Genomic DNA, 19,147 nt, shown 5'->3' on the forward strand with positions numbered 1-19,147 from the left:
ATTTGCCCGGCAGCCCAATCCCTATGGTCCCCAAGGACATCGAGCACGAAAATCTCAGCCGCGAGGAATTGCTCGCGCTCCTGCGCGATGTGACGGAGCAGCGCGACAACTTACTTACTAAATATGAGGCCATGGCGCTGCAAGTCGACGAGTCGGTTAGAGAAATCGCCGCCGATGTGCTGATCGCGCAGCGCAGCGAAAAAAAGGCCGAGGCCAGCGAGCGCCATGCGGAGCAGGAAGCGACGCACGCCAGCGAGCTTTCTCGCCAACTCGATGAAGAGCGCCGCAAGGAGTCTGAGATTGCGGCCGAGTTCGCTCGTTTTCGCGACGCGGTGGCGCGCGCGCCGGTTGAAGATCCGTGGGGCGTGTTGGGGCGCGCGGCGTCGCAGATCGGCAACGACTGGGTCGCCTGGGCGCGGGCGAAAATCCCGCCTGACAGCTGGTTTTTGCCATGGTTCGACCGAGCGGTTGAATTGGTGAAAACCGTCAGCCGCCTGGCGTTCAAAAGCGCGAAGGCCCTCTTCGAATGGGCGAGGCCGCACGTCATCGACTTATGGAAGCGGCTGAAAAGCAAACTCTAACGGCAATAGGTCATCTGCATTTGCGCGATCGCGCCCAAATGCAGCGTGAGCTACCGGTTCGTGAACGCCTTTTCGCCACAACCGCCGAGCGCGACGCAACAGTCGAGACACAGTCACGAAAAATGGCGGCGGCGCCGTCGTGCTATGACGCGCCAACCACTCAAGGTGGGAACTGATAGCAGGCGTCCGTCCCCCCGTTTTCAGGCGTCAGCTATCGACTAGCGGCGGACTTTAACGAGGCCGCCGCTTTTCGTTGGAAGCAATCGCATTTCACTCGAAGCTGTCGCTTCTCACACAAAAATTCCCAGTTGCGTCAGCTTTGCGTGGTATCGGCGGCCCTTTCACGAACGCCTTTTCGGCGCGGCTGCTCGAATGCGCGCAACATTCGCGACACACTCGCGAAAAAGGGCGAACACGCCGATTTGCTATGAGAAGCGCTCCACTCGTATTCGGACTGGTCGCGGAACCTTCAACTCTACGATTTATAGAGGTCATGCGGGATTATAGGCCCGCCGCTTTTCTCGCGACGATCCGGTTTCGAAGACGCATAATTCACCGCCAAGGAGCAGGCATGTTGCAATTGCTGGATCTCGCCGTCGGCGAGATTGATCCGCCGACAACGCATTATCGCGATGGCCGGGCCTATTATTTTTGGGAAGCGCAGTACGGCGCCCAATTGGTCCGCGTCTATGTCAGCCGCACGGCGCTGGAACACAGGTTCAGCCTCGCGCCCGGCGAGGGGCTTCGCCATGTGCTCTTGAGATCGCATCGAAGAATTCAGGATGCGGCAAACACCAAGTGGCGGCCTCAAGAGTGCAACGTGTTTCTCGAAGACGATGATTTTTGATGGCGGCGCGCAGGCGCAAAGCGCCCGCGCAGCGCCTCATTGAGCGCCCGGCGTCGCGGTTGCGTCCCTGATGCATTTCTTGGTGAAGCTCGCCTTGGCGGCGCCGGCCAATTTCTTCTCGGCCGCGGCGGCTTCGCAGGTAGCGGCGGCGGCATCCCTGTCGCACTTTTTCATGAAACTGTTCAGCGCCGCGCCATGCAGCTTCTTTTCCGTCGCCCGCGCCGCGCAATCCGGAGCCGCCGGCGGCGTCTGTGCGAGTGCGACGGTTGAACATGCCGCGACGGCGGCGAAGATCGTAAGAGCGACTGGCCATTTCAACATGTCATTGTCCTCAAAAAACGCGCGCCATTACGGCTAAAAGAGCCAAAGAAGCGCGACCAGCGACGCCATGCCGATGGCGTCAAACACAATTCCTTCCCAAGTCGGTCCAATCCAAATTCCCAGCGTCAGAAGGCCAACGCCGGCAACAAGAGCAATAAAGGATCCCTGGATTCCGCGGCGAGTCGGGGGTTCGGCCATGACATCCTCTCCATCATTGCAAGATGGCGATAGGCGGCCTCCCGATATCGCTGTCGTAAATCCGCAAGCGCCTCCATTGTTGAGAAACCGTGACCTCATCCGAGCGGCGGGCGAGCCGCAGAAAACCGCCGCTCGTCGCCGAGCGCAGAGAGCGGCAGGCGCAGGCTTACCTAGGAGCGGGTCTGGAAAGGGCAAGCGGCTGCGCCCATTACGGGCGTCATGAACAAGCCGCCGATGGGCTTCCCAATCGCGCTCGCGAATTCGCGCATCGGAGCCGTGCCCCCGTCGAGCCGACGCCGCTCGATGAATTGAAGAGCGAAGCTGCAGAGGCTCGCGACCGCCAAATTCATGATCGAACCGACAAATCGCCGCCGACGCTGGGCTTAGGTCATTTCAATCTCGATCGCAGGGCGCGTCTCCCTCTCGAAGCCTCAGGCGTTCCAGCGTGTCCTTAAGTCGCGGGGTGACGAAGTCGAGAAAAGCCCGCAGTTTGGGCGCGATCAGCCGGTTTTGCGGATAGACGAGATGAACCGGAACGGGCGGCGGCGCGAGGTCATCGAGCACGGTCACAAGGCGGCCCTCCCGGATGTGGTCTGCGACCATGTAGGACAGCGCGAGGGTGATCCCGTCCCCCATCTCAGCCGCCGCGATCGCAGCCGCCGCATCATTGATCTCGAGGCGCGGCGCGATGGAGACGGCGGCGCCGCTTCTCCCATCAAGAAAACGCCATTCTCGATTGGGCGTCAGCCCGGTGAAGGCGATCATCGAATGCAGGCGCAGATCCGCCGGCAATGCCGGCGCGCCGCGGCGAGCGAGATAGCCAGGGCTGGCGACCAAGACGCGTCGAACCGTCCCGACTCGCTTGGCGACGAGACTGGAGTCGGGTAGCGGTCCGATGCGAATGGCGAGATCGATGCCTTCTTCGACCAGATTGGCGATCCGATCGAGGAGCACGACCGAGATCGAGACGCGTGGATGCTGGGCGAGGAAGCTGCAGACGATGGGCGCCAGCGCCAATCGGCCGAAAGTGATTGACGCCGTCACCGTGAGGTGTCCCTGAGGCGCGCCCGTTTCCCCAACCGCCTCCTTTTCCGCGCTCTCCAGATCGATCAGGATACGCCGCGCGCTTTCCAGAAACCGTTGCCCGACATCGGTAATGGCGAGGCTGCGCGTGGTCCGGTTGAAGACCCGCGCGCCCAACCGATCCTCAAGCGCCGAGATGGCTCGCGTGACAGCCGGCGGCGAGAGCCTGAGACGAGCGCCGGCCTTCGCAAAGCTACCGGCGTCGGCGACCGCGACAAAGACCTCAATCTCGTGCAGACGATCCATACTGTTCCGATCGACGGAATAATGAATTGCATATGTCGCATATTCTTTCAAACAGCGCGATGAACCACAGTGAAATCGAGCGATGCAGAGCGCATCGCCTGACCAATCAGTTGAGGATGATCCCATGGCTCGTGTCGCCGTTATCGACCCTCAGACCGCCACCGCCGAGGCCAAACAGCTTCTGGACGCCGTCCAGAGCGGACTCGGGTCGGTTCCCAACTTCATCCGGGCGCTGGCAAATTCGCCGGCCGCCCTGAGCGCCTTCCTCGGCATTCACGGCATTGCCGGCGCGGGCGTTCTCGACCCGAAGACGCGTGAGCGCATCGCGCTGACGGTGGCCGAGCAGAATGCCTGCCAATATTGCGTTTCGGCTCATACGGCCATTGGCCGCAAGGTCGGTCTCGACAACCAGGAGATGCTCGCCAATCGCCTCGGCCGCTCTTCGGACGCCAAGGCGGAAGCGGCGCTCTCCTTCGCGCGCGCCTTGGTCGAGCATTCAGGCGAGGTGACCAAGGCTGAGTTCGATGCGGTGCGCGACGCCGGTCACTCGGACGCGGAAATCGTCGAGATCATCGCCCATGTGGCGATGAACATCTTCACCAACCTTCTCGGCAAGGCGACGCAGATCGAGATCGACTTCCCGAAAATCGATCTGAACAATGCCGCCTAATCCTCGACCTCCATTCAGACGGCGCGGCGTAAACTGCGCCGTCGATCACGCGCAAGGACAAATCTTATGATCGACTCGACGACATCTGCAGCGCGCCCGCCATTGCCGCCCTTCACGCGGGAGACGGCGATCCAGAAGGTGCGGATGGCCGAGGATGCGTGGAACACACGCGACCCAGAACGCGTCTCGCGCGCCTATACGGAAGACAGCCGCTGGCGCAATCGCGCGGAATTCCCGACCGGACGGGCGGAGATCGTCGCTTTCCTGCAGCGCAAATGGACGCGTGAGCTCGATTACCGTCTCATCAAGGAACTATGGGTCTTCGCCGAGAACCGGATCGCGGTGCGCTTTGCCTACGAATGGCGCGACGACGCCGGCAATTGGTTTCGATCGCACGGCAACGAGAACTGGGAATTCGACGAGCGCGGCCTCATGCGGCTGCGCTTCGCGAGCATCAATGATCAACCTATTCGCGAAGGCGACCGCAGGTTCTTCTGGCCGTTAGGGCCGCGGCCGGCGGATCACCCGGGCCTGTCGGATCTGGGCCTGTAAGGCGCGGACGAATATCCGCAGGAGGAACGCATGTCGCATCATTTCGCGGACATCGCCTTCACGTCGACAGTGAAGAAGGTCCAGGAAGAACAGGGAAGCCGAAAGGCCTATGCGCGCATGGAAAGCGTGACGCAGGCGACAAACCGTCATCTGACGCAGGCGGAGGCCGGCTTCCTTGCGGCGCGCGATTCGCTTTACATGGCGACCGTCAGCGAGACGGGTTGGCCCTACGTCCAACATCGCGGCGGACCCACCGGCTTCGTGCGGGTTCTTGACGAAGGCAGGATCGGCTTCGCGGATTTTCGCGGCAATCGGCAATATGTCAGCGTCGGCAATCTCATGGCCGACGATCGGGTTTCGCTGTTCTTTATGGATTACCCGAACAAAACGCGCCTGAAGCTGTTCGGCCGGGCGAAGATCATTGACCTTAAGGACCAGGAACTGCTGTCGCGCCTCGAAATCCCCGACTATCGGGCGCGGATCGAGCGTGGTTTCATCATCGCGGTCGAAGCCTTCGACTGGAACTGCCCGCAGCACATCACTGAGCGATACACGCTGGATGAGGTGCGCGCATTGACGACGCCGCTGACCACCCGGATCGCCGAGCTTGAGGCCAGACTCAGGCAGCATACCCAATAGATGCGGTCAGAGCTTCATGAGTTACGATCTGGGACTCGTCGATCTCGAGCAGAAAACGCGCGCCTCTCGATGACCCATTCGGCGTGACGTTGTCGCCCCCGTCTTGGGAACAATCCGTCACCTATGTCCTGAGACCGGACAGTTCCGAACTGGCGGCGCGTAGCAAACGAATTTCGAACCTGCCTACCGGATTTCGCTAAAATTATAAGCCACAAAATCAATTACGTCAGCAGCGATATTATTCAGCAATTAGCGGCTTTTTAGTTTATGCCATTCCTGCTTGGTAAGTTCCCAAACTTCGCGCTGCTCGTATTCGGGGTTTACATATTCTGCTGGCTCAAGGCGGAGCAATCGTGCCCCTGTCTTTTCTTTAACACGACGAGAACGTTTATTTCCTGCTGCGTTGGCAAAAATGAGTTTTTCGAATCCGAGTGAGTCAAATGCATAGTTCATTACTGGCGTTACCGCCTCGGTCATAATGCCTTGGCCCCAGTATTTTTTACCAAGAAAGAACCCTCTATTTTCAGGTTTGCCTTCTCTCCATAAATCTATAACGCCAATAACTTCGTCAGGGTTCTCTTTGAAAGTAATGCCCCATACCCATCTATCTTTGCCTTATTTAGGAAGTATCTCAGTTCTGATATATTCTAAAACGCCACCTTTAGGATAAGGCCAAGGAACAGTCTTTGTTAATTGGCTAATGACATCGTAAGTGGCGAAATTTTCTTCGTAAGAAGGCGCATCTGCCTCGGTAATTTCACGGAGAATTAAGCGCTCAGTTCGAAATGTAGGAAATTCGGATTCTTTCATAATTTTGACTTTTCGAACCTATCGAACCCTTGGATGAGATTCGAACTCCGAGTATTCAATCTCGTTTCGTTTCAAATGGCGGAGAGGGAGGGATTCGAACCCCCGATACAGTTGCCCGTATGCCGCATTTCGAGTGCGGTGCTTTCAACCACTCAGCCACCTCTCCGCAGCCATGGGCTGCCGCAAATAGCATGCGCCGGAAGCGGCAATCAAGTCGACTGCGGCTGTTCTGGAAAGCGGCGAACCAAGTCAACGAGCGCCTGGCTTTCTGCATCATGGCCGCGCTGATCGCGTCGATCCTCGCCGGGACGAATGACGCCTATGGCGCCGAGACCAGTCGGCCGGCGCAAGGCCGGCCATGACGGCAACCTCTGCACTATTGACAAATCGGACTTGGAGCCTTCCGAAAATATATACGTAGATTGACACATCGGGATTCTGGCGTCACATTTGCGTCATGAGCGCGACTCGCATTTTCAAGTCCGGCAATAGTCTCGCGGTCAGACTGCCGCGCGGCATCGCCTTCGAGGAGGGGGCCGAAGTCGTCGTGCGCCGCCAGGGCGGGAGTCTCGTGGTGACGCCGCTGCGGCTCGACATGGCCGAACTCGTGGCGCAGCTGAGAATTACGCCGCCTCCGGTCGCCATCGCGCGCCCCGAGTTCAAGCCGCCCAAGCGCCTGTTCGAACCACGCTAGCGCGATGGCCCGCTACCTGCTCGACACCAATGTCGTCATCGCCGCGGCGCTCGGCCTTCCCGGCGTGCTCGATCGGCTGTCCGCGCTCGAGATCGGCGATGTGGCGATTTCGGCGATCAGCCTTGCGGAAACGCTCGCCGGCGCGACCGGCGCAGAAACTCACGGACGGCTCGCCGAGAACATCGCGCTCATCGCCAAAAATATTGACGTGCTGCCCTTCGATCGCGGCGCCGCGGACGCCTATGGGGCGCTGCTCGGCAAGGTCGACCAGAAGCGCCGGCGCGCGCTCGACCGGATGATCGCCGCCCAGGCGCTCGACCTTGGCCTGACGCTGGTCGCGGCCAACACTGACGATTTCGACGATATCCCCGGCCTGACGGTCGAAAAATGGGCCTAGAGCGCGGCCCGCGAAAAAGCGAAAGCGGGAGCCGGTTTTTCGCGTGGAGCGCGCTCTAAACCTTCGGAATCGATCACGAGTCCCCTACTCGACGTCCTCGACCTTCTCCGGACCGCCGCCGTATATACGCTGCGCCAGAGAGGCCTGCATGAAATCGTCGAGTTCGCCGTCGAGCACCTCGGAAGGCGTCCCCGAGGTGAAGCCGGTGCGCAAATCCTTCACCAGCTGATAGGGCTGCAGCACATAGCTGCGGATCTGATGGCCCCAGCCGATCTCGGTCTTCGAGGCCGCGATCTTATTGGCCTCCGCCTCGCGCTTTTCGATCTCCAGCTCATAGAGCCGGGCGCGCAGCATGTTCCAGGCGGTGGCGCGGTTCTTGTGCTGTGAGCGCTCGGCCTGGCAGGCGACGACGATGCCGGTCGGCAGATGGGTGATGCGGATCGCCGAGTCGGTCGTATTGACGTGCTGGCCGCCGGCGCCCGACGATCGATACGTGTCTATACGACAATCCGATTCATTGACGTTGACTTCGATGCGATCGTCGACGACCGGATAGACCCAGACCGAGGCGAAGCTGGTATGGCGCCGCGCGTTCGAATCGAAGGGCGAGATGCGCACCAGACGGTGCACGCCGGATTCGGTCTTCGCCCAGCCATGGGCATTGTGGCCTTTGACCAGAATCGTTCCCGATTTGATGCCGGCCTCTTCGCCCGGCGTCTCCTCGATCACCTCGACCTTGAATTTATGGCGCTCGCCCCAGCGGGCGTACATGCGAAACAGCATGCGCGCCCAATCCTGACTCTCGGTGCCGCCGGCGCCCGAATGAACCTCGATAAAAGTGTCATTGGCGTCGGCTTCGCCCGAAAACAGCGCCTCAATCTGACGTGCGCGGGCCTGTTTCAGCAGGCTTTTCAGCGCCTCGACGCCCTCTTTCTCGGCGTCGGCGTCGCCTTCCGACTCGCCAAGCTCAACGAGGGTCAGCGCGTCGTCGAGTTCGCGCGCGAGGCCTGACAGCGCGCCCATCTGCTCCTCGAGCTGGGTGCGCTCGCGCATGAGCTTCTGCGCGGCTTCGGGATCGTTCCAGAGCGCGGGGTCTTCCGCGCGGACGTTCAATTCGGCGAGGCGCCGTTGCGACGTGTCGACGTCAAAGATGCCTCCTCAGCAGTCCAATGGACTGCTCAATGTCGGCTTTGAGCGCAAGCGGTTCGGCACGCATGATCTTTCCAGTTGTGGGTATGCAAAGCGGCCTCGCCGCAGTCGGCGCGGAAATTAGGCGGCGCGCGCACGCATGTAAACCCCGCAACTCCCGCCGCTAACCTCAAAAACTCCGGTCGGCCGGGCGGTCCTGGCGCTCGCGCCGGGGGCGCGGCTCGTCGCCCTCCGGCGCGCCGGCGAGACCCCAACGGCGCATCAAAAAAAGCGCCGTCGCCGAAGCCAGCACGCAGAGCATCGTCGCATAGAGCGTGCCATTGTCGGTCTCGAGAAACAGCAGGTCCTTGGTGTTCATGCCGAAAAATCCGGTGACGAAGGTCGCCGGCAGCAGCAGCATCGTGGTCAAGGTCAACACATAGAGCCGGTCGTTGGTCTCAAGGCTCAGCAGCGCGTTGAGCTCGTCCTGCAGCAGACGGGCGCGCTCCTGAAGGCTGGTGACATCCTGATTCAGGCCGCCGGCGTGTTGAACCAGTCGCGCGGCGGCCGCCCGCAAATCATCGTCGCGCTGCTCGCCGATTTCCTCGTCGATGGCTTCGAGCCGCGCCACCGTCGTCGACAGGCCGTTGATCTGGCGCGCTAGGCGCACCGCGTCGCGGCGCGCGGCGCTGAGCGCCGGCCGCGCCAGACGCCCGCGCTGATCGATGATGCGGTCCTCGACGCGATCGAAGGCCGCGCCAAGCTCGGCGGCTTTTCGCGCCAGCCCGTCGATCAGCGCATGGGTCAGCTGTTCGAAAAGATCGATCGGCGAGTAAAGGCGGGCGCCGCGATCGACGGCGATGCGCGTCGCCTCGACACTATCCATCGGCAGTCGGCGCGCGCTGATGAAGAAGCTCGCGCCCGAAACGAAGCGGACATAGTCGGTGCGAGACGTCGGTCCGCTCAAATCGCGTTCGTAATCGAGCAGCGCGCCGCTGACAATTCCGTCCGAATATTCGATGTGCTGGTGGTCGACCGGATCGCACAACGAATCGCGCGCGTCTTCGGGAAGCGCCGTAATCCGCGCCAGCAGCGGGCGCGTGCGCACGTCGGCGAGATCCATGTGCAGCCACAAGAATCCCTCTCGCGGCGCGCAGATCGTATCGAAATCCTCGGCGGTTCCCGGCGCAGCTTCGCCCTCGCCGTTAAACCGCAGGAGCCACAGACATCCTGGAATATGCGAATAGGGCGCGATGGCGAGGCGGTCTGGCATTTTGGCGGCGCTCACGGGAAGACTCGAAAACAGAGCCCGGCGGAATATGACAGGCTCACGACAGGCGCGGCGTCAATCCTCGGATAGCCGGGTCTTGCCCGGCCCATGCGGCTCGACGAGCGCGCCGAAATCATGCGGCTCCTTGCGGGCGCGCCTGAGCGCGGCTTCGAGAAATTGGGCGAAGGCGTCGATGTCACGTTCTTCGGTCCGGTGGTTGATGATCGCAGCGCGGATCGCCGGAACGCCGTCGAGGATGGTCAGCGACGGCGCCGCTTCGCCGCGCTCATGCAACTCCATGACGATTTCGCGGGCGAGCGAACCGTCTTCATCGTCCTTGACGCCGAAACAGACAATGTTGAGCGTCACCGGCGCCCGCAGCACGAAGGCGTCCGATTGGACGATCCAAGATTCGAGCCGCTTCGCCATGCGGCAGGTCTGCTCGATACATTGGCCGAGACGCTTCGCGCCGAAGGTTTCGATGGTGAACCAGGCTTTGAGCGCGCGAAAGCCGCGCGAAAGATCGGGTCCAAGATCGCAGGGCCATGTGTCGCCGGCCGCGAGGCCGCGCGGCGCGCGGGTCAGATAGGCGGCGTTGGCGGCGAAGGCGCGCTTATGAGCCTTAGGATCGCGCACCAGAAAGAAACCTGCGTCATAAGGGACGTGGAGCCATTTGTGGAAGTCGAAGGCGATGCTGTCGGCGCGCTCCAGCCCCTTGATCATCGGCTTCAGCGTCGGCGACAGCGCCGCCAGCGCGCCGAAGGCACCGTCGACATGGAACCACATGTCCTCGCTATGGGCAACATCGGCCAGCCGATCCAAGGGGTCGATCGCGCCGGTGTCGACGGTTCCCGCCGTGCCGACGATCAGAAAAGGCCTGAACCCCGCCGCCCGGTCGGCGGCGATGGCGCGGCGAAGATCGCGCACGCGCATCGCTCGGCGCTCGTCGGAGGGAATGAGGCGCAGATGCCGCGCGCCGAGTCCCGCGAGCTCCATCGCCTGGCGGACGCAATTATGCGCTTCGGGCGACGCATAGGCGATGAGCTGACCTGTTTGCGCGCAAAGTCCGTTGAGCCGCACGTCGTTATCGCCATAGGCCTGGTCGCGCGCGACGAGCAGACACAGGAAATTGGCGATCGAGGTGCCGGTGACGAAAATGCCGCTCGCATCCGCCGGAAAGCCGAAGGCCTCGGCCATCCAGGCGGCGATCTGGCGCTCGACGTCGATGGCGATGTGATTGCGTCCGCCGCAGTTCGAATTCATGCCGGCGGAGAGCATTTCCGCGATCATGCCGACCGGGGTGCCGGCGCCCTGCGCCCAGCCCATGAACATCGGATGGGTGTTGCCGGTCGCGAAGGGCTTGATATAGCGGTCGAAATCCTCGAGCACGGCGGAGAAATCGCGCCCCTCCTGCGGCAGCTCACGCTTGAAACGCGCCAACGCCTCTCCGCTCGGCTCGGTCCAGACCGGGCGTTCGCGCAAATTCCGCAGATGGTCGAGCATCATGTCGAGCGCGCGATGGCTCTCGGCGCGAAATTCGTCCCAGTCTTCAGGGTCGAGATTGACCGGCATGTCCTGAGCCTCGCGCGCCGGCGGCGCGGGGGAGGCGCAACGACGGCTGCGATAGGTCGCGCGAAGGCGTTTCACGCTCCTGCAAATAGCCGGGTTTCCCCGTCTGGCGCAACCTCATCTATTTTCCGATGCTTACGGCCACAGACCCGACATGCTCGACCTCGCCTTCGACAAGGTCGCCGGGAAGGAGGGGGCCGACGCCCGAGGGCGTGCCGGTGAAGATCAGATCGCCGGGCGCGAGCGCGACATTCCGAGAAAGCGCCGCGATGATTTCGGGCACGCTCCAGATCAGATCGCCAAGATCGCCGGCCTGTCGATTGACGCCATTGACGGACAGCGCGATGCGCCCGCGCGTCGGGTGGCCGATCTCAGCAACGGGGCTTATGGCGCCGATCGGCGCGGAATGATCGAAACCCTTCGACATGTCCCAGGGGCGGCCGGCATTGCGCGCCGCGGTTTGCAGGTCGCGCCGCGTCAAATCGATGCCGGCCGCATAACCGAAGACGCAGTCGAGCGCCTGCTCGACGGGGATATCAGCGCCGCCGCGGGAGAGCGCCGCGACCAGTTCGATCTCGTGGTGAAAATTATTCGTCAGCGTCGGATAGGGAATCGTCGCGCCGCTCTCGACGACGGCGTCGGCGGGCTTGGCGAAGAACACCGGCGGCTCACCGCCCTCGCCCTTCGCCGCCTCTTTTCCCATCTCTCTGGCATGCGCGGCGTAGTTCAACGCGATGCAGAATATCCGCCGCACCGGAAACCGCCGCGCGTCTTGCGCGATGGCAACGCTCGGGCATGGCGGCGGCGGGAAGATGAATTCAGCGGACATGTCTTTGCTTCCGCCTCCAGGTCAATCGTAATCGGCAGGATTGAAGCTGCGCAGCGTGCCGCAGAACTCGCAGGTGACGCCGATGCGGCCGTCGTCGCCGATCATGTCGCGGCGCTCTTGCGGCGAGAAGCTTCTCAACAGCTTGTCGATGCGCTCATGCGAACAGCGGCAGAATTCCTCCAGCGCGCGTTCAGCGAAGACCTTGACGCCGCGCTCATGGAACAGGCGATAGAGCAGGCGTTCGCTCGACAGCGCCGGATCGACGAGCTCGTGATCTTCCAGAGTCGCGGCGAGCGCCTGGCCCTCGGTCCAATGATCATCGTCGTCGTCTTCCATAAGCTCCAGCGCGCCCTCGGGCGCGTCGCCAGGGGGAAGATCGCGGGCGCGCGCGCCGCCGGACGGCAGATATTGCAGCAGCAGGCCGCCGGCGCGCCAGCTGCGGCCTTGCGGCGTGACGCTTTCGGCGACGGCCAGTCTGACGAAAGACGGAATCTGCTCCGATTGCTGGAAATAAAGATGCGCCGCCTCGGCGAGGCTTTCTCCCTCGAGCGGCACGACGCCCTGATAGCGCGCGGCGTCTTCCTCCCGCTCGATCGTCAGCGCGAGATGACCCCGCCCAAACAGCGCCGCCGGCGCAACATCGTGGATGTGCGCGACGCGCTCAGCGTCGAAACGGGCGAAACCCCGGAGTTTCCCCGGCGCGTCATAATCGACGACGAGCATGTCGACCGGACCGTCGCTGCGCGTCTGCAATTGAAAGCGCCCATGCGATTCGAGAATCGAGCCGAGCAGCGCGGCAAGCGTCACCGCCTCGCCGAGGAGACGCGCGACCTGCAGCGGATAGGCGTAATGATTGAGGATGGAATCGACGGTGGGGCCAAGGCGCGCGACCCGGCCGCGCAGGTCGAGCGCCTCGACCGCGAAGGGCAAAACCCTGTCATCCTCGGAATAAAACGCCGCCGGGCGACTCGGCGCCGGGTCGCCGCCTTGCCGCATCAGACCTGCCCCGGCGCGAGACACCAGCACAACACGCCCTTCTGGGCGTGCAGTCGGTTTTCCGCTTCGTCGAAGATGACCGACTGCGGCCCGTCGATCACTTCCGCGGCGACTTCCTCGCCGCGATGCGCCGGCAGACAATGCATGAACAGCGCATGTTTCGCCGCCGCGCGCATCAGTTTCGCGTCGACCTGATAGGGCGTGAGCGCGGCGCGGCGCTGCTCCTCGTCGGCGTCGCCCATCGACACCCAACAATCGGTGATCACGGCGTCGGCGCCCGCGACCGCCTCATAGGGATCGCGCGTCAGATTCATCTTCGCGCCATTGGCTTTCGCCCAGCCGACGAGTTCTTCCGACGGCGCAAAATCTTGCGGCGTCGCGACATTGATCGTGAAGCCCAGCCGGCCGGCCGCATGGACCCAGCTTGCGAGCACATTATTGGCGTCGCCGCTCCAGGCCACCGTGCGGCCTTCGATCGGACCCAGATGTTCCTCGAAGGTCATGACGTCCGCCATCACCTGGCAAGGATGCGACTGCTTGGTCAGCCCGTTGATGACCGGCAGATTGCCGTAGCGCGCCAGCTCCATGAGATCGGGATGCGAGAGAATGCGCACCATCACGGCGTCGAGAAACCGCGCGAGCACGCGCGCCGTATCGGCGATGGTTTCGCCGCGGCCCAGCTGCATTTCGGCGCCTGTCAGCATGATCGTTTCGCCGCCGAGTTCGCGCATCGCGATATCGAAGGAGACGCGCGTGCGGGTCGACGGCTTGTCGAACACCATGCCAAGATATTTGCCGGCGAGCGGCCGTTCGGTCGGCTCGACGCCCTTGACGCGACGCGACTTGAGCGATTTGGCGATATCAAGAATGTAACGCAGCTCTTCGCCGGAATGATCGGAGAGATCGAGAAAGCTGCGCGGCCGCGTCAGCGAATGGGCGGTCATCACGCGGCTCCGAGCTTTTCGGCGGGCGTGGCGAGCCGCGCGCATGCGGCGGAGAGGCGCGCCGCCGCTGCGGCGATGTCGTTCTCGTCGATGACGAGCGGCGGCAACAGGCGCACGACATTGTCTCCGGCAAGCACCGTCAACAGGCCCTCGGCGCGGGCGGCGGCGGCGAAATCGACGTTGGGAATTTTCGTCTTGAGGCCGAACATCAGACCTTCGCCACGAATCTCCTCGATCAGCGACGGATAACGGTCTTCGAGTTCCGCAAGCCGCTGGCGCAGCAGCGCGCCGAGACGCGCGACGCGCGCCATGAAGCCGTCGGCGAGCACGACGTCGAGCACGGCGCCGCCGACCGCCGTCGCCAGCGGATTGCCGCCGAATGTCGAGCCATGAGCGCCTAGCGTCATGCCTTTGGCGGCCTCGCGCGTCGCGAGACAGGCGCCGAGCGGAAAGCCGCCGCCAAGCCCCTTGGCGAGCGCCGCAATATCGGGCGCGACGCCGGCGTGTTCGCAGGCGAGAAACTTGCCGGTGCGGCCGACGCCGCACTGCACTTCGTCGACAACCAGGAGCAGACCGCGCGCGTCGCAAAGCGCCCGCAGCCGCGCGAGGAATGAGGGCGCGAAAACCCGCAGCCCGCCTTCGCCTTGAATGGGTTCGAGCAACACGCCGGCCGTTTCTTGCGTGATCGCCGCTTCGACGGCGTCGTAATCGCCGAATGGAACCTGATCGAAGCCCTCGACCGGCGGTCCGAAGCCGTCAAGATATTTGGCGTTGCCTCCCGCGGCGATCGTCGCGAGCGTGCGGCCATGGAAGGCGCCTTCGAAGGTGATGAGGCGATAGCGTTCCGGGTTGCCGTTCACCGCGTGGAACTTGCGCGCGGTCTTGATCGCGCATTCCACGGCCTCGGCGCCGGAATTGGTGAAAAAGACCAGATCGGCGAATGTGGCTTGGCAGAGCCGCTCGCTGAGGCGCTCGGCTTGCGGGATGCGAAACAGATTGGAGACATGCCAAGGCGCGTCAGCCGCGCGCTTCAACGTCTCGACGAGATGCGGATGATTGTGGCCGAGCGACAACACGGCGACGCCTGCGCTGAAGTCGAGATAGCGGTCGCCGTTTTCCGCGGTCAGCCACGCGCCTTCTCCCTGTTTGAACGCGAGATCGGCCCGCGGATAGGTCGGATAAAGCGCTGAGGTCAACAGCCCTGCTCCACGCCTCCTGTCGCCGGCATCGGCTGGGGGAAGCTCAAAAAAACAAAGCGCCGCCCTGTTGAGGGCGGCAGTTCGATGGGGATTTTAAGCGCGCCGCCCTACGCGGTCAAATCCTAGACGCCGCAGGAATATTAGAGCCCGCAGCGAAAAAGCGGATGCCGGTTTTTCGCGCAAAGCGTGCTCTAAGCTTTTGGAATCTGTCGCGTCATCTGCGCTTTGGCGATTCCGTCCAACCGCAGCGCGATCTAGCGTCGAAGCCGCGTCGCGCCGTCGCGCAAGGGTGAGTCTCTCATGCAACAGTCTTTGTGAAAGGCTGTTGAGAACGCGAGCGCGCGCTTGCCAGCGCGACTCGCGCGTGATTCAAAGTAAACAGAAAGTTTCTAGTCGGCGCCCGCATCGTTAATTCGGGCGCGTTCTCTCGAGTGTTGATGCGCGTCACATCGCGGCTGGGCTTCAGGCCTGCGCAACGGTCGGAGGCAGACTCCGATCCGCGCTCGACCCGAAAGAATGGAGAAGCCTAATGTCATGGACCGACGAACGCGTCGAACTGCTCCGCAAACTCTGGAGCGACGGGCTGAGCGCCAGTCAAGTGGCGGCTGAACTCGGACCGGGCATCACGCGCAACGCCGTCATCGGCAAGATCCACCGGCTCGGGCTCGCCGAGCGCGCCAAAACGGTCAGCGCGCAGCGGCCGCGGGTCGCCAAGGCGCCCCGTCAGACGCAGCCGCGCATGAACGGAACCGCGTCGCACGGCAATCTCGCGCTTGCTTTCGCGCCACATGCGCTGGCCGCGCCGCGGCATGCGCCTGAAGAAGAAGTGGTGATCCCGATGTCGGAGCGCGTCACGCTCATGGAGCTGCGCGAATCCATGTGCCGTTGGCCGATGGGCGATCCGACGTCTGCGGAATTCCGCTTCTGCGGCGGCAAATCAAGCATCGGCGGCGGGCCATACTGCGCTTATCATGCGCGCGTCGCCTATCAGCCGGCCCAGGATCGCCGCCGCGCGCGCGATCAGTTCAGGGCGCAGCGCTACGCGTAAGCCGTGACGGCGGTCATTCGTGGCCGAAGGTTTCGTCGAAGGAATAGCCGGCGCCGCGCACCGTGCGGATCGGATCCTTTTCGCGGCCGCGGATCATGGCCTTGCGCAGACGTCCGACATGGACGTCCACCGTGCGCTCGTCGATTTCCGCCGACATGCCCCAGACGCTGTCGAGCAGTTGCGCGCGCGTGAATACCCGGCCCGGCTTCTCCATGAAATATTCGAGCAGCCGGAACTCGGTCGGTCCGAGGTGAATTTCGCGCCCCGACCGCCGCACCCGACGCGTGTCGCGATCGAGATCGATGTCGCCGAGGGTCAGCCGCGAGGCGACGCGCTCGGGCCGCGCCCGGCGCAGCAGCGCGCGCACCCGCGCCATCAGCTCCGGCGTCGAAAACGGCTTGACGACATAGTCGTCGGCGCCGACCGAGAGCCCGCGCACGCGCTCCCCCTCTTCGCCGCGGGCGGTCAGCATGATCACCGGCATGTCCTTGGCGCTGTCGCGGGCGCGCAGCCGCCGGCAGATTTCCAGACCGGACACCCCCGGGAGCATCCAGTCGAGAATGACGAGATCGGGCGGCGACTCGGCCAGTCGCAGCTCCGCCTCGTCGCCATTGTCGACATGTTCGACCTGGTAGCCCTCAGCCTCGAGATTATAGACAAGCAGCGTCGCAAGCGAGGTCTCGTCCTCGACGACGAGGATGCGCGGCGCTCGATCGCTTTTGCCGTTGCGCTGTACGACGGAAGTCACTTCGTTCATTGCGCCGCCTCATCCTTCACGCCGAAATCGGGAACGCGCGATTTCGGTCGTTCGGTGGGCATCGACTCTCCGGTGACGAGATAAATCACTGTTTCCGAAATATTGGTCGTGTGATCGCCGATCCGCTCCAGATTCTTCGAACAGAACAGGAGATGGGTGCAAAAGGAGATGTTGCGCGGATCCTCCATCATGAAGGTGAGAAGATCGCGGAAGACGGAATCCTCGAGCGCGTCGAGATCGGAATCATTCTGCCACACGGCGTGCGCGCGCTCCGTGTCGCGCAAGGCGTAGGCGTCGAGCGCGTCCTTAAGCTGCATCGCGGCGACTTCATGCATCGACTTCAGGCCGACGATGGCGCGCGGGACTCGGGCCTCCGAGACGATCTTGAGCGTTCGCTTGGCGATGTTTTTCGCGAGATCGCCGACGCGTTCGATATCGCCGGAGATGCGGATCGCGGCGATGCATTCGCGCAGATCGACCGCCAGCGGCTGACGACGCGCGATGGTGAGAATGGCGTTTTCCTCGATTTCGCGCTGAAGCGCGTCGAGCCGCGGATCGCTGGAGACAACGCGATGGGCGAGGTCGACGTCGAAGCTCGACAGGGCGTCCATCGCCTCCGCCAGCATTTTTTCGGCGACGCCGCCCATTTCAGCGATGCGCCGTCCGAGGGACTCAAGATCCCGATCGTAGGATTTGACAATATGATCGCTCATGAGCGCCGTCCTTGAGTCGCTGTTAGCCGAAACGGCCGGTGATATAGTCGAGCGTTCGCTTCTCTTTCGGCTTGTTGAACACGTCGTCCGTCTCGCCGAACTCGACGAGCTCGCCGAGATACATGAAGGCGGTGTAATCGGAGACGCGAACCGCCTGTTGCATGTTGTGCGTAACGATCGCGATCGTGTAGCGGTTCGTCAGCTCGTCGATGAGCTCCTCGACCTTCGCCGTCGAGATCGGATCGAGCGCGGAACAGGGCTCGTCGAACAGGATCACTTCCGGCTGCACGGCGACGCTGCGGGCAATGCAGAGACGCTGCTGCTGGCCGCCAGAAAGCCCAAGGCCGCTTGCCTGAAGCTTATCCTTGACCTCGTCCCAAAGCGCCGCGCCGCGCAGCGCCGTTTCGACGCGCTGGTCGAGATCGGCGCGCGACAGTTTCTCATAGAGCCGAATGCCGAAGGCGATGTTCTCATAGATCGACATTGGGAAAGGCGTCGGCTTCTGGAAAATCATGCCGACGCGCGCCCGCAGGGCGTTGAGGTCGATCGCAGGGTCGAGGATGTTTTCGCCGTCGAGGAGCACCTCGCCCTCCGCCCGCTGTCCGGGATAGAGGTCGTACATGCGGTTCATCACCCGCAGCAAGGTCGACTTGCCGCAGCCCGAAGGACCGATGAAGGCGGTCACCTTATTGGCGTGGAGCGGCAGGCTGATGTTCTTGAGCGAACGATCGGCACCGTAAAAGAAATCAAGACCGCGCACCGTAACTTTTGTCGGCGGTTCTTTCGGAGATTGGACGGCGGCGTTCATTTCGATTTCCTCCGGCCGGCGCTTAACGTGCGCGCGGCGATCGACAGGGCGAGAACTGCGACAGTGATCAGCAGCGCGCCGGTCCAGGCGAGTTGCTGCCAGTCCTTGTAGGGCGAGAGCGCGAACTGGAAGATGACCACCGGCAGGCTCGCCATCGGCGCCGCCAGATCGGTGCTCCAGAACTGATTGTTGAGCGCCGTGAAGAGAAGCGGCGCGGTCTCGCCCGACACGCGCGCCACGGCCAGCAGCACGCCAGTGACCAGCCCCGCCTTGGCGGCGCGATAGGCGACCTGGCTGACGACATGGGAGCGCGGCGCGCCGAGCGCCGAAGCCGCCTCTCGCATTGATCCGGGCACGAGCAGCAGCATGTCCTCGGTCGTTCGCACGACGACCGGAACAACGAGCAGCGCAAGCGCCACCGCGCCCGAAATCGCCGAGAAATGGCCCATCGGATGCACAAGAATTGTGTAGACGAACAGGCCGACGACGATCGAGGGGGCGCTGAGCAGAATGTCGTTGATGAAGCGAACGACGAGCGTCAGCTTCGAATAACGGCCGTATTCGGCCATATAGGTTCCGGCCAGCATGCCGAGCGGCGTGCCGATCGCCACGCCGATGACGGTCATGATCAGCGAGCCGGCGATGGCGTTGAGCAATCCTCCGGCGCTGCCGGGGGGCGGCGTCATCTCGGCGAAGACCGCCGGAGACAGGCCGCGGACGCCTTCGTAAAGAAGCGCGACGAGGATCAGAAACAGCCACGCCAGCCCGAACAGGGCCGCGACCCAGCAGAGCGTCGTCGCGATGGAATTGGTGCTGCGTCGAGTTGCGTAAAGCGACATGGGCGTCTC

21 protein-coding genes, 1 tRNA gene and 1 pseudogene are annotated in these 19,147 nt (G+C 62.9%); 8 read left to right on the forward strand and 15 right to left on the reverse strand.

Annotated features, from left to right (window positions below; all coding sequences use genetic code 11):
• Nucleotides 1-2 precede the first annotated feature (2 nt).
• On the forward strand, nt 3-581 hold the full coding sequence (locus tag AB7I51_RS00590) for a hypothetical protein (RefSeq protein ID WP_428406094.1): 579 nt from the start codon (nt 3-5) through the stop codon (nt 579-581).
• 571 nt (nt 582-1,152) lie between these two features.
• Entirely contained in the window at nt 1,153-1,428 is a 276-nt protein-coding gene (locus AB7I51_RS00595) for a hypothetical protein (RefSeq protein ID WP_428402595.1), read from the forward strand.
• A gap of 36 nt (nt 1,429-1,464) precedes the next feature.
• Here the strand turns inward: AB7I51_RS00595 and AB7I51_RS00600 are convergent, their stop codons facing one another.
• A complete protein-coding gene (locus tag AB7I51_RS00600; protein ID WP_428402594.1) occupies nt 1,465-1,749 on the reverse strand; it encodes a PsiF family protein in 285 nt (94 codons plus the stop codon).
• Nucleotides 1,750-2,340: 591 nt separating this feature from the next.
• Entirely contained in the window at nt 2,341-3,276 is a 936-nt protein-coding gene (locus AB7I51_RS00605; protein WP_428402593.1) for a LysR family transcriptional regulator, read from the reverse strand.
• 124 nt (nt 3,277-3,400) lie between these two features.
• Between AB7I51_RS00605 and AB7I51_RS00610 the strand changes: the two genes are divergently transcribed.
• From AB7I51_RS00610 to AB7I51_RS00620, 3 genes are all read left to right on the forward strand, one after another.
• Complete coding sequence (locus tag AB7I51_RS00610) at nt 3,401-3,946, forward strand: carboxymuconolactone decarboxylase family protein (protein ID WP_428402592.1); 546 nt, start codon at nt 3,401-3,403, stop codon at nt 3,944-3,946.
• A 66-nt stretch (nt 3,947-4,012) separates the two neighbouring features.
• On the forward strand, nt 4,013-4,498 hold the full coding sequence (locus tag AB7I51_RS00615) for a DUF1348 family protein (protein WP_428402591.1): 486 nt from the start codon (nt 4,013-4,015) through the stop codon (nt 4,496-4,498).
• A gap of 30 nt (nt 4,499-4,528) precedes the next feature.
• Nucleotides 4,529-5,137 (forward strand): pyridoxamine 5'-phosphate oxidase family protein, encoded by a 609-nt coding sequence (locus AB7I51_RS00620; RefSeq protein ID WP_428402590.1) that lies wholly within the window; start codon nt 4,529-4,531, stop codon nt 5,135-5,137.
• Between the two features lie 249 nt (nt 5,138-5,386).
• On the opposite strand, the pseudogene AB7I51_RS00625 reads toward AB7I51_RS00620, so the two are convergent.
• Together AB7I51_RS00625 and AB7I51_RS00630 are read right to left on the reverse strand one after the other, a co-directional pair.
• Nucleotides 5,387-5,734 (reverse strand): annotated as a pseudogene (locus AB7I51_RS00625) (GNAT family N-acetyltransferase); the annotation flags it as partial.
• Nucleotides 5,735-6,023: 289 nt separating this feature from the next.
• A tRNA-Ser gene (locus AB7I51_RS00630) sits at nt 6,024-6,113 on the reverse strand.
• A 291-nt stretch (nt 6,114-6,404) separates the two neighbouring features.
• Here AB7I51_RS00630 and AB7I51_RS00635 point away from each other — a divergent pair.
• Together AB7I51_RS00635 and AB7I51_RS00640 are read left to right on the forward strand one after the other, a co-directional pair.
• Nucleotides 6,405-6,641, forward strand: coding sequence for an antitoxin (locus AB7I51_RS00635; RefSeq protein ID WP_428402589.1), 237 nt, complete (start codon nt 6,405-6,407; stop codon nt 6,639-6,641).
• Nucleotides 6,642-6,645: 4 nt separating this feature from the next.
• A complete protein-coding gene (locus AB7I51_RS00640; protein WP_428402588.1) occupies nt 6,646-7,038 on the forward strand; it encodes a PIN domain-containing protein in 393 nt (130 codons plus the stop codon).
• An 84-nt stretch (nt 7,039-7,122) separates the two neighbouring features.
• On the opposite strand, the gene prfB is transcribed toward AB7I51_RS00640, so the two are convergent.
• The 7 genes from prfB to AB7I51_RS00675 form a co-directional block, all read right to left on the reverse strand.
• Nucleotides 7,123-8,254 (reverse strand): peptide chain release factor 2 gene (gene prfB / locus AB7I51_RS00645; protein WP_428402587.1). Its coding sequence is split into 2 segments (ribosomal slippage): nt 7,123-8,184 and nt 8,186-8,254, totalling 1,131 coding nucleotides; the frame shifts between segments, so codons are not numbered across the junction.
• 102 nt (nt 8,255-8,356) lie between these two features.
• Nucleotides 8,357-9,454 (reverse strand): CorA family divalent cation transporter, encoded by a 1,098-nt coding sequence (locus tag AB7I51_RS00650; RefSeq protein WP_428402586.1) that lies wholly within the window; start codon nt 9,452-9,454, stop codon nt 8,357-8,359.
• Nucleotides 9,455-9,511: 57 nt separating this feature from the next.
• Entirely contained in the window at nt 9,512-11,008 is a 1,497-nt protein-coding gene (locus AB7I51_RS00655; protein WP_428402610.1) for a pyridoxal phosphate-dependent decarboxylase family protein, read from the reverse strand.
• 118 nt (nt 11,009-11,126) lie between these two features.
• On the reverse strand, nt 11,127-11,834 hold the full coding sequence (locus AB7I51_RS00660; protein WP_428402585.1) for a fumarylacetoacetate hydrolase family protein: 708 nt from the start codon (nt 11,832-11,834) through the stop codon (nt 11,127-11,129).
• 21 nt (nt 11,835-11,855) lie between these two features.
• Nucleotides 11,856-12,830 (reverse strand): Hsp33 family molecular chaperone, encoded by a 975-nt coding sequence (locus AB7I51_RS00665; RefSeq protein ID WP_428402584.1) that lies wholly within the window; start codon nt 12,828-12,830, stop codon nt 11,856-11,858.
• Nucleotides 12,830-13,774 carry an ornithine carbamoyltransferase gene (argF, locus tag AB7I51_RS00670; RefSeq protein ID WP_428402583.1) on the reverse strand — a complete coding sequence of 315 codons (945 nt, stop codon included), beginning with the start codon at nt 13,772-13,774 and terminating at the stop codon, nt 12,830-12,832. Before argF ends, AB7I51_RS00665 begins: the two co-directional genes overlap by 1 nt.
• Nucleotides 13,774-14,970: an aspartate aminotransferase family protein gene (locus AB7I51_RS00675; protein ID WP_428402582.1), complete on the reverse strand. Its 1,197-nt coding sequence runs from the start codon at nt 14,968-14,970 to the stop codon at nt 13,774-13,776. The genes argF and AB7I51_RS00675 overlap by 1 nt, the downstream gene beginning before the upstream one ends.
• Nucleotides 14,971-15,502: 532 nt before the next feature.
• Between AB7I51_RS00675 and AB7I51_RS00680 the strand changes: the two genes are divergently transcribed.
• Complete coding sequence (locus tag AB7I51_RS00680) at nt 15,503-16,021, forward strand: GcrA family cell cycle regulator (RefSeq protein WP_428402581.1); 519 nt, start codon at nt 15,503-15,505, stop codon at nt 16,019-16,021.
• Nucleotides 16,022-16,034: 13 nt separating this feature from the next.
• Here the strand turns inward: AB7I51_RS00680 and phoB are convergent, their stop codons facing one another.
• The 4 genes from phoB to pstA are packed head-to-tail and all read right to left on the reverse strand — an operon-like array spanning nt 16,035 to nt 19,138.
• Complete coding sequence (gene phoB / locus AB7I51_RS00685) at nt 16,035-16,778, reverse strand: phosphate regulon transcriptional regulator PhoB (RefSeq protein ID WP_428402580.1); 744 nt, start codon at nt 16,776-16,778, stop codon at nt 16,035-16,037.
• Entirely contained in the window at nt 16,775-17,491 is a 717-nt protein-coding gene (phoU, locus tag AB7I51_RS00690) for a phosphate signaling complex protein PhoU (RefSeq protein ID WP_428402579.1), read from the reverse strand. Before phoU ends, phoB begins: the two co-directional genes overlap by 4 nt.
• Before the next feature lie 22 nt (nt 17,492-17,513).
• Nucleotides 17,514-18,299 (reverse strand): phosphate ABC transporter ATP-binding protein PstB, encoded by a 786-nt coding sequence (gene pstB / locus AB7I51_RS00695; RefSeq protein ID WP_428402578.1) that lies wholly within the window; start codon nt 18,297-18,299, stop codon nt 17,514-17,516.
• The gene (gene pstA / locus AB7I51_RS00700) at nt 18,296-19,138 is read right to left on the reverse strand and encodes a phosphate ABC transporter permease PstA (RefSeq protein WP_428402577.1); all 843 of its coding nucleotides are present in this window, start codon (nt 19,136-19,138) and stop codon (nt 18,296-18,298) included. The genes pstB and pstA overlap by 4 nt, the downstream gene beginning before the upstream one ends.
• Nucleotides 19,139-19,147: the final 9 nt, after the last annotated feature.

Source organism: Methylocystis sp., assembly GCF_050246715.1.
Classification (GTDB): Bacteria; Pseudomonadota; Alphaproteobacteria; order Rhizobiales; family Beijerinckiaceae; genus Methylocystis.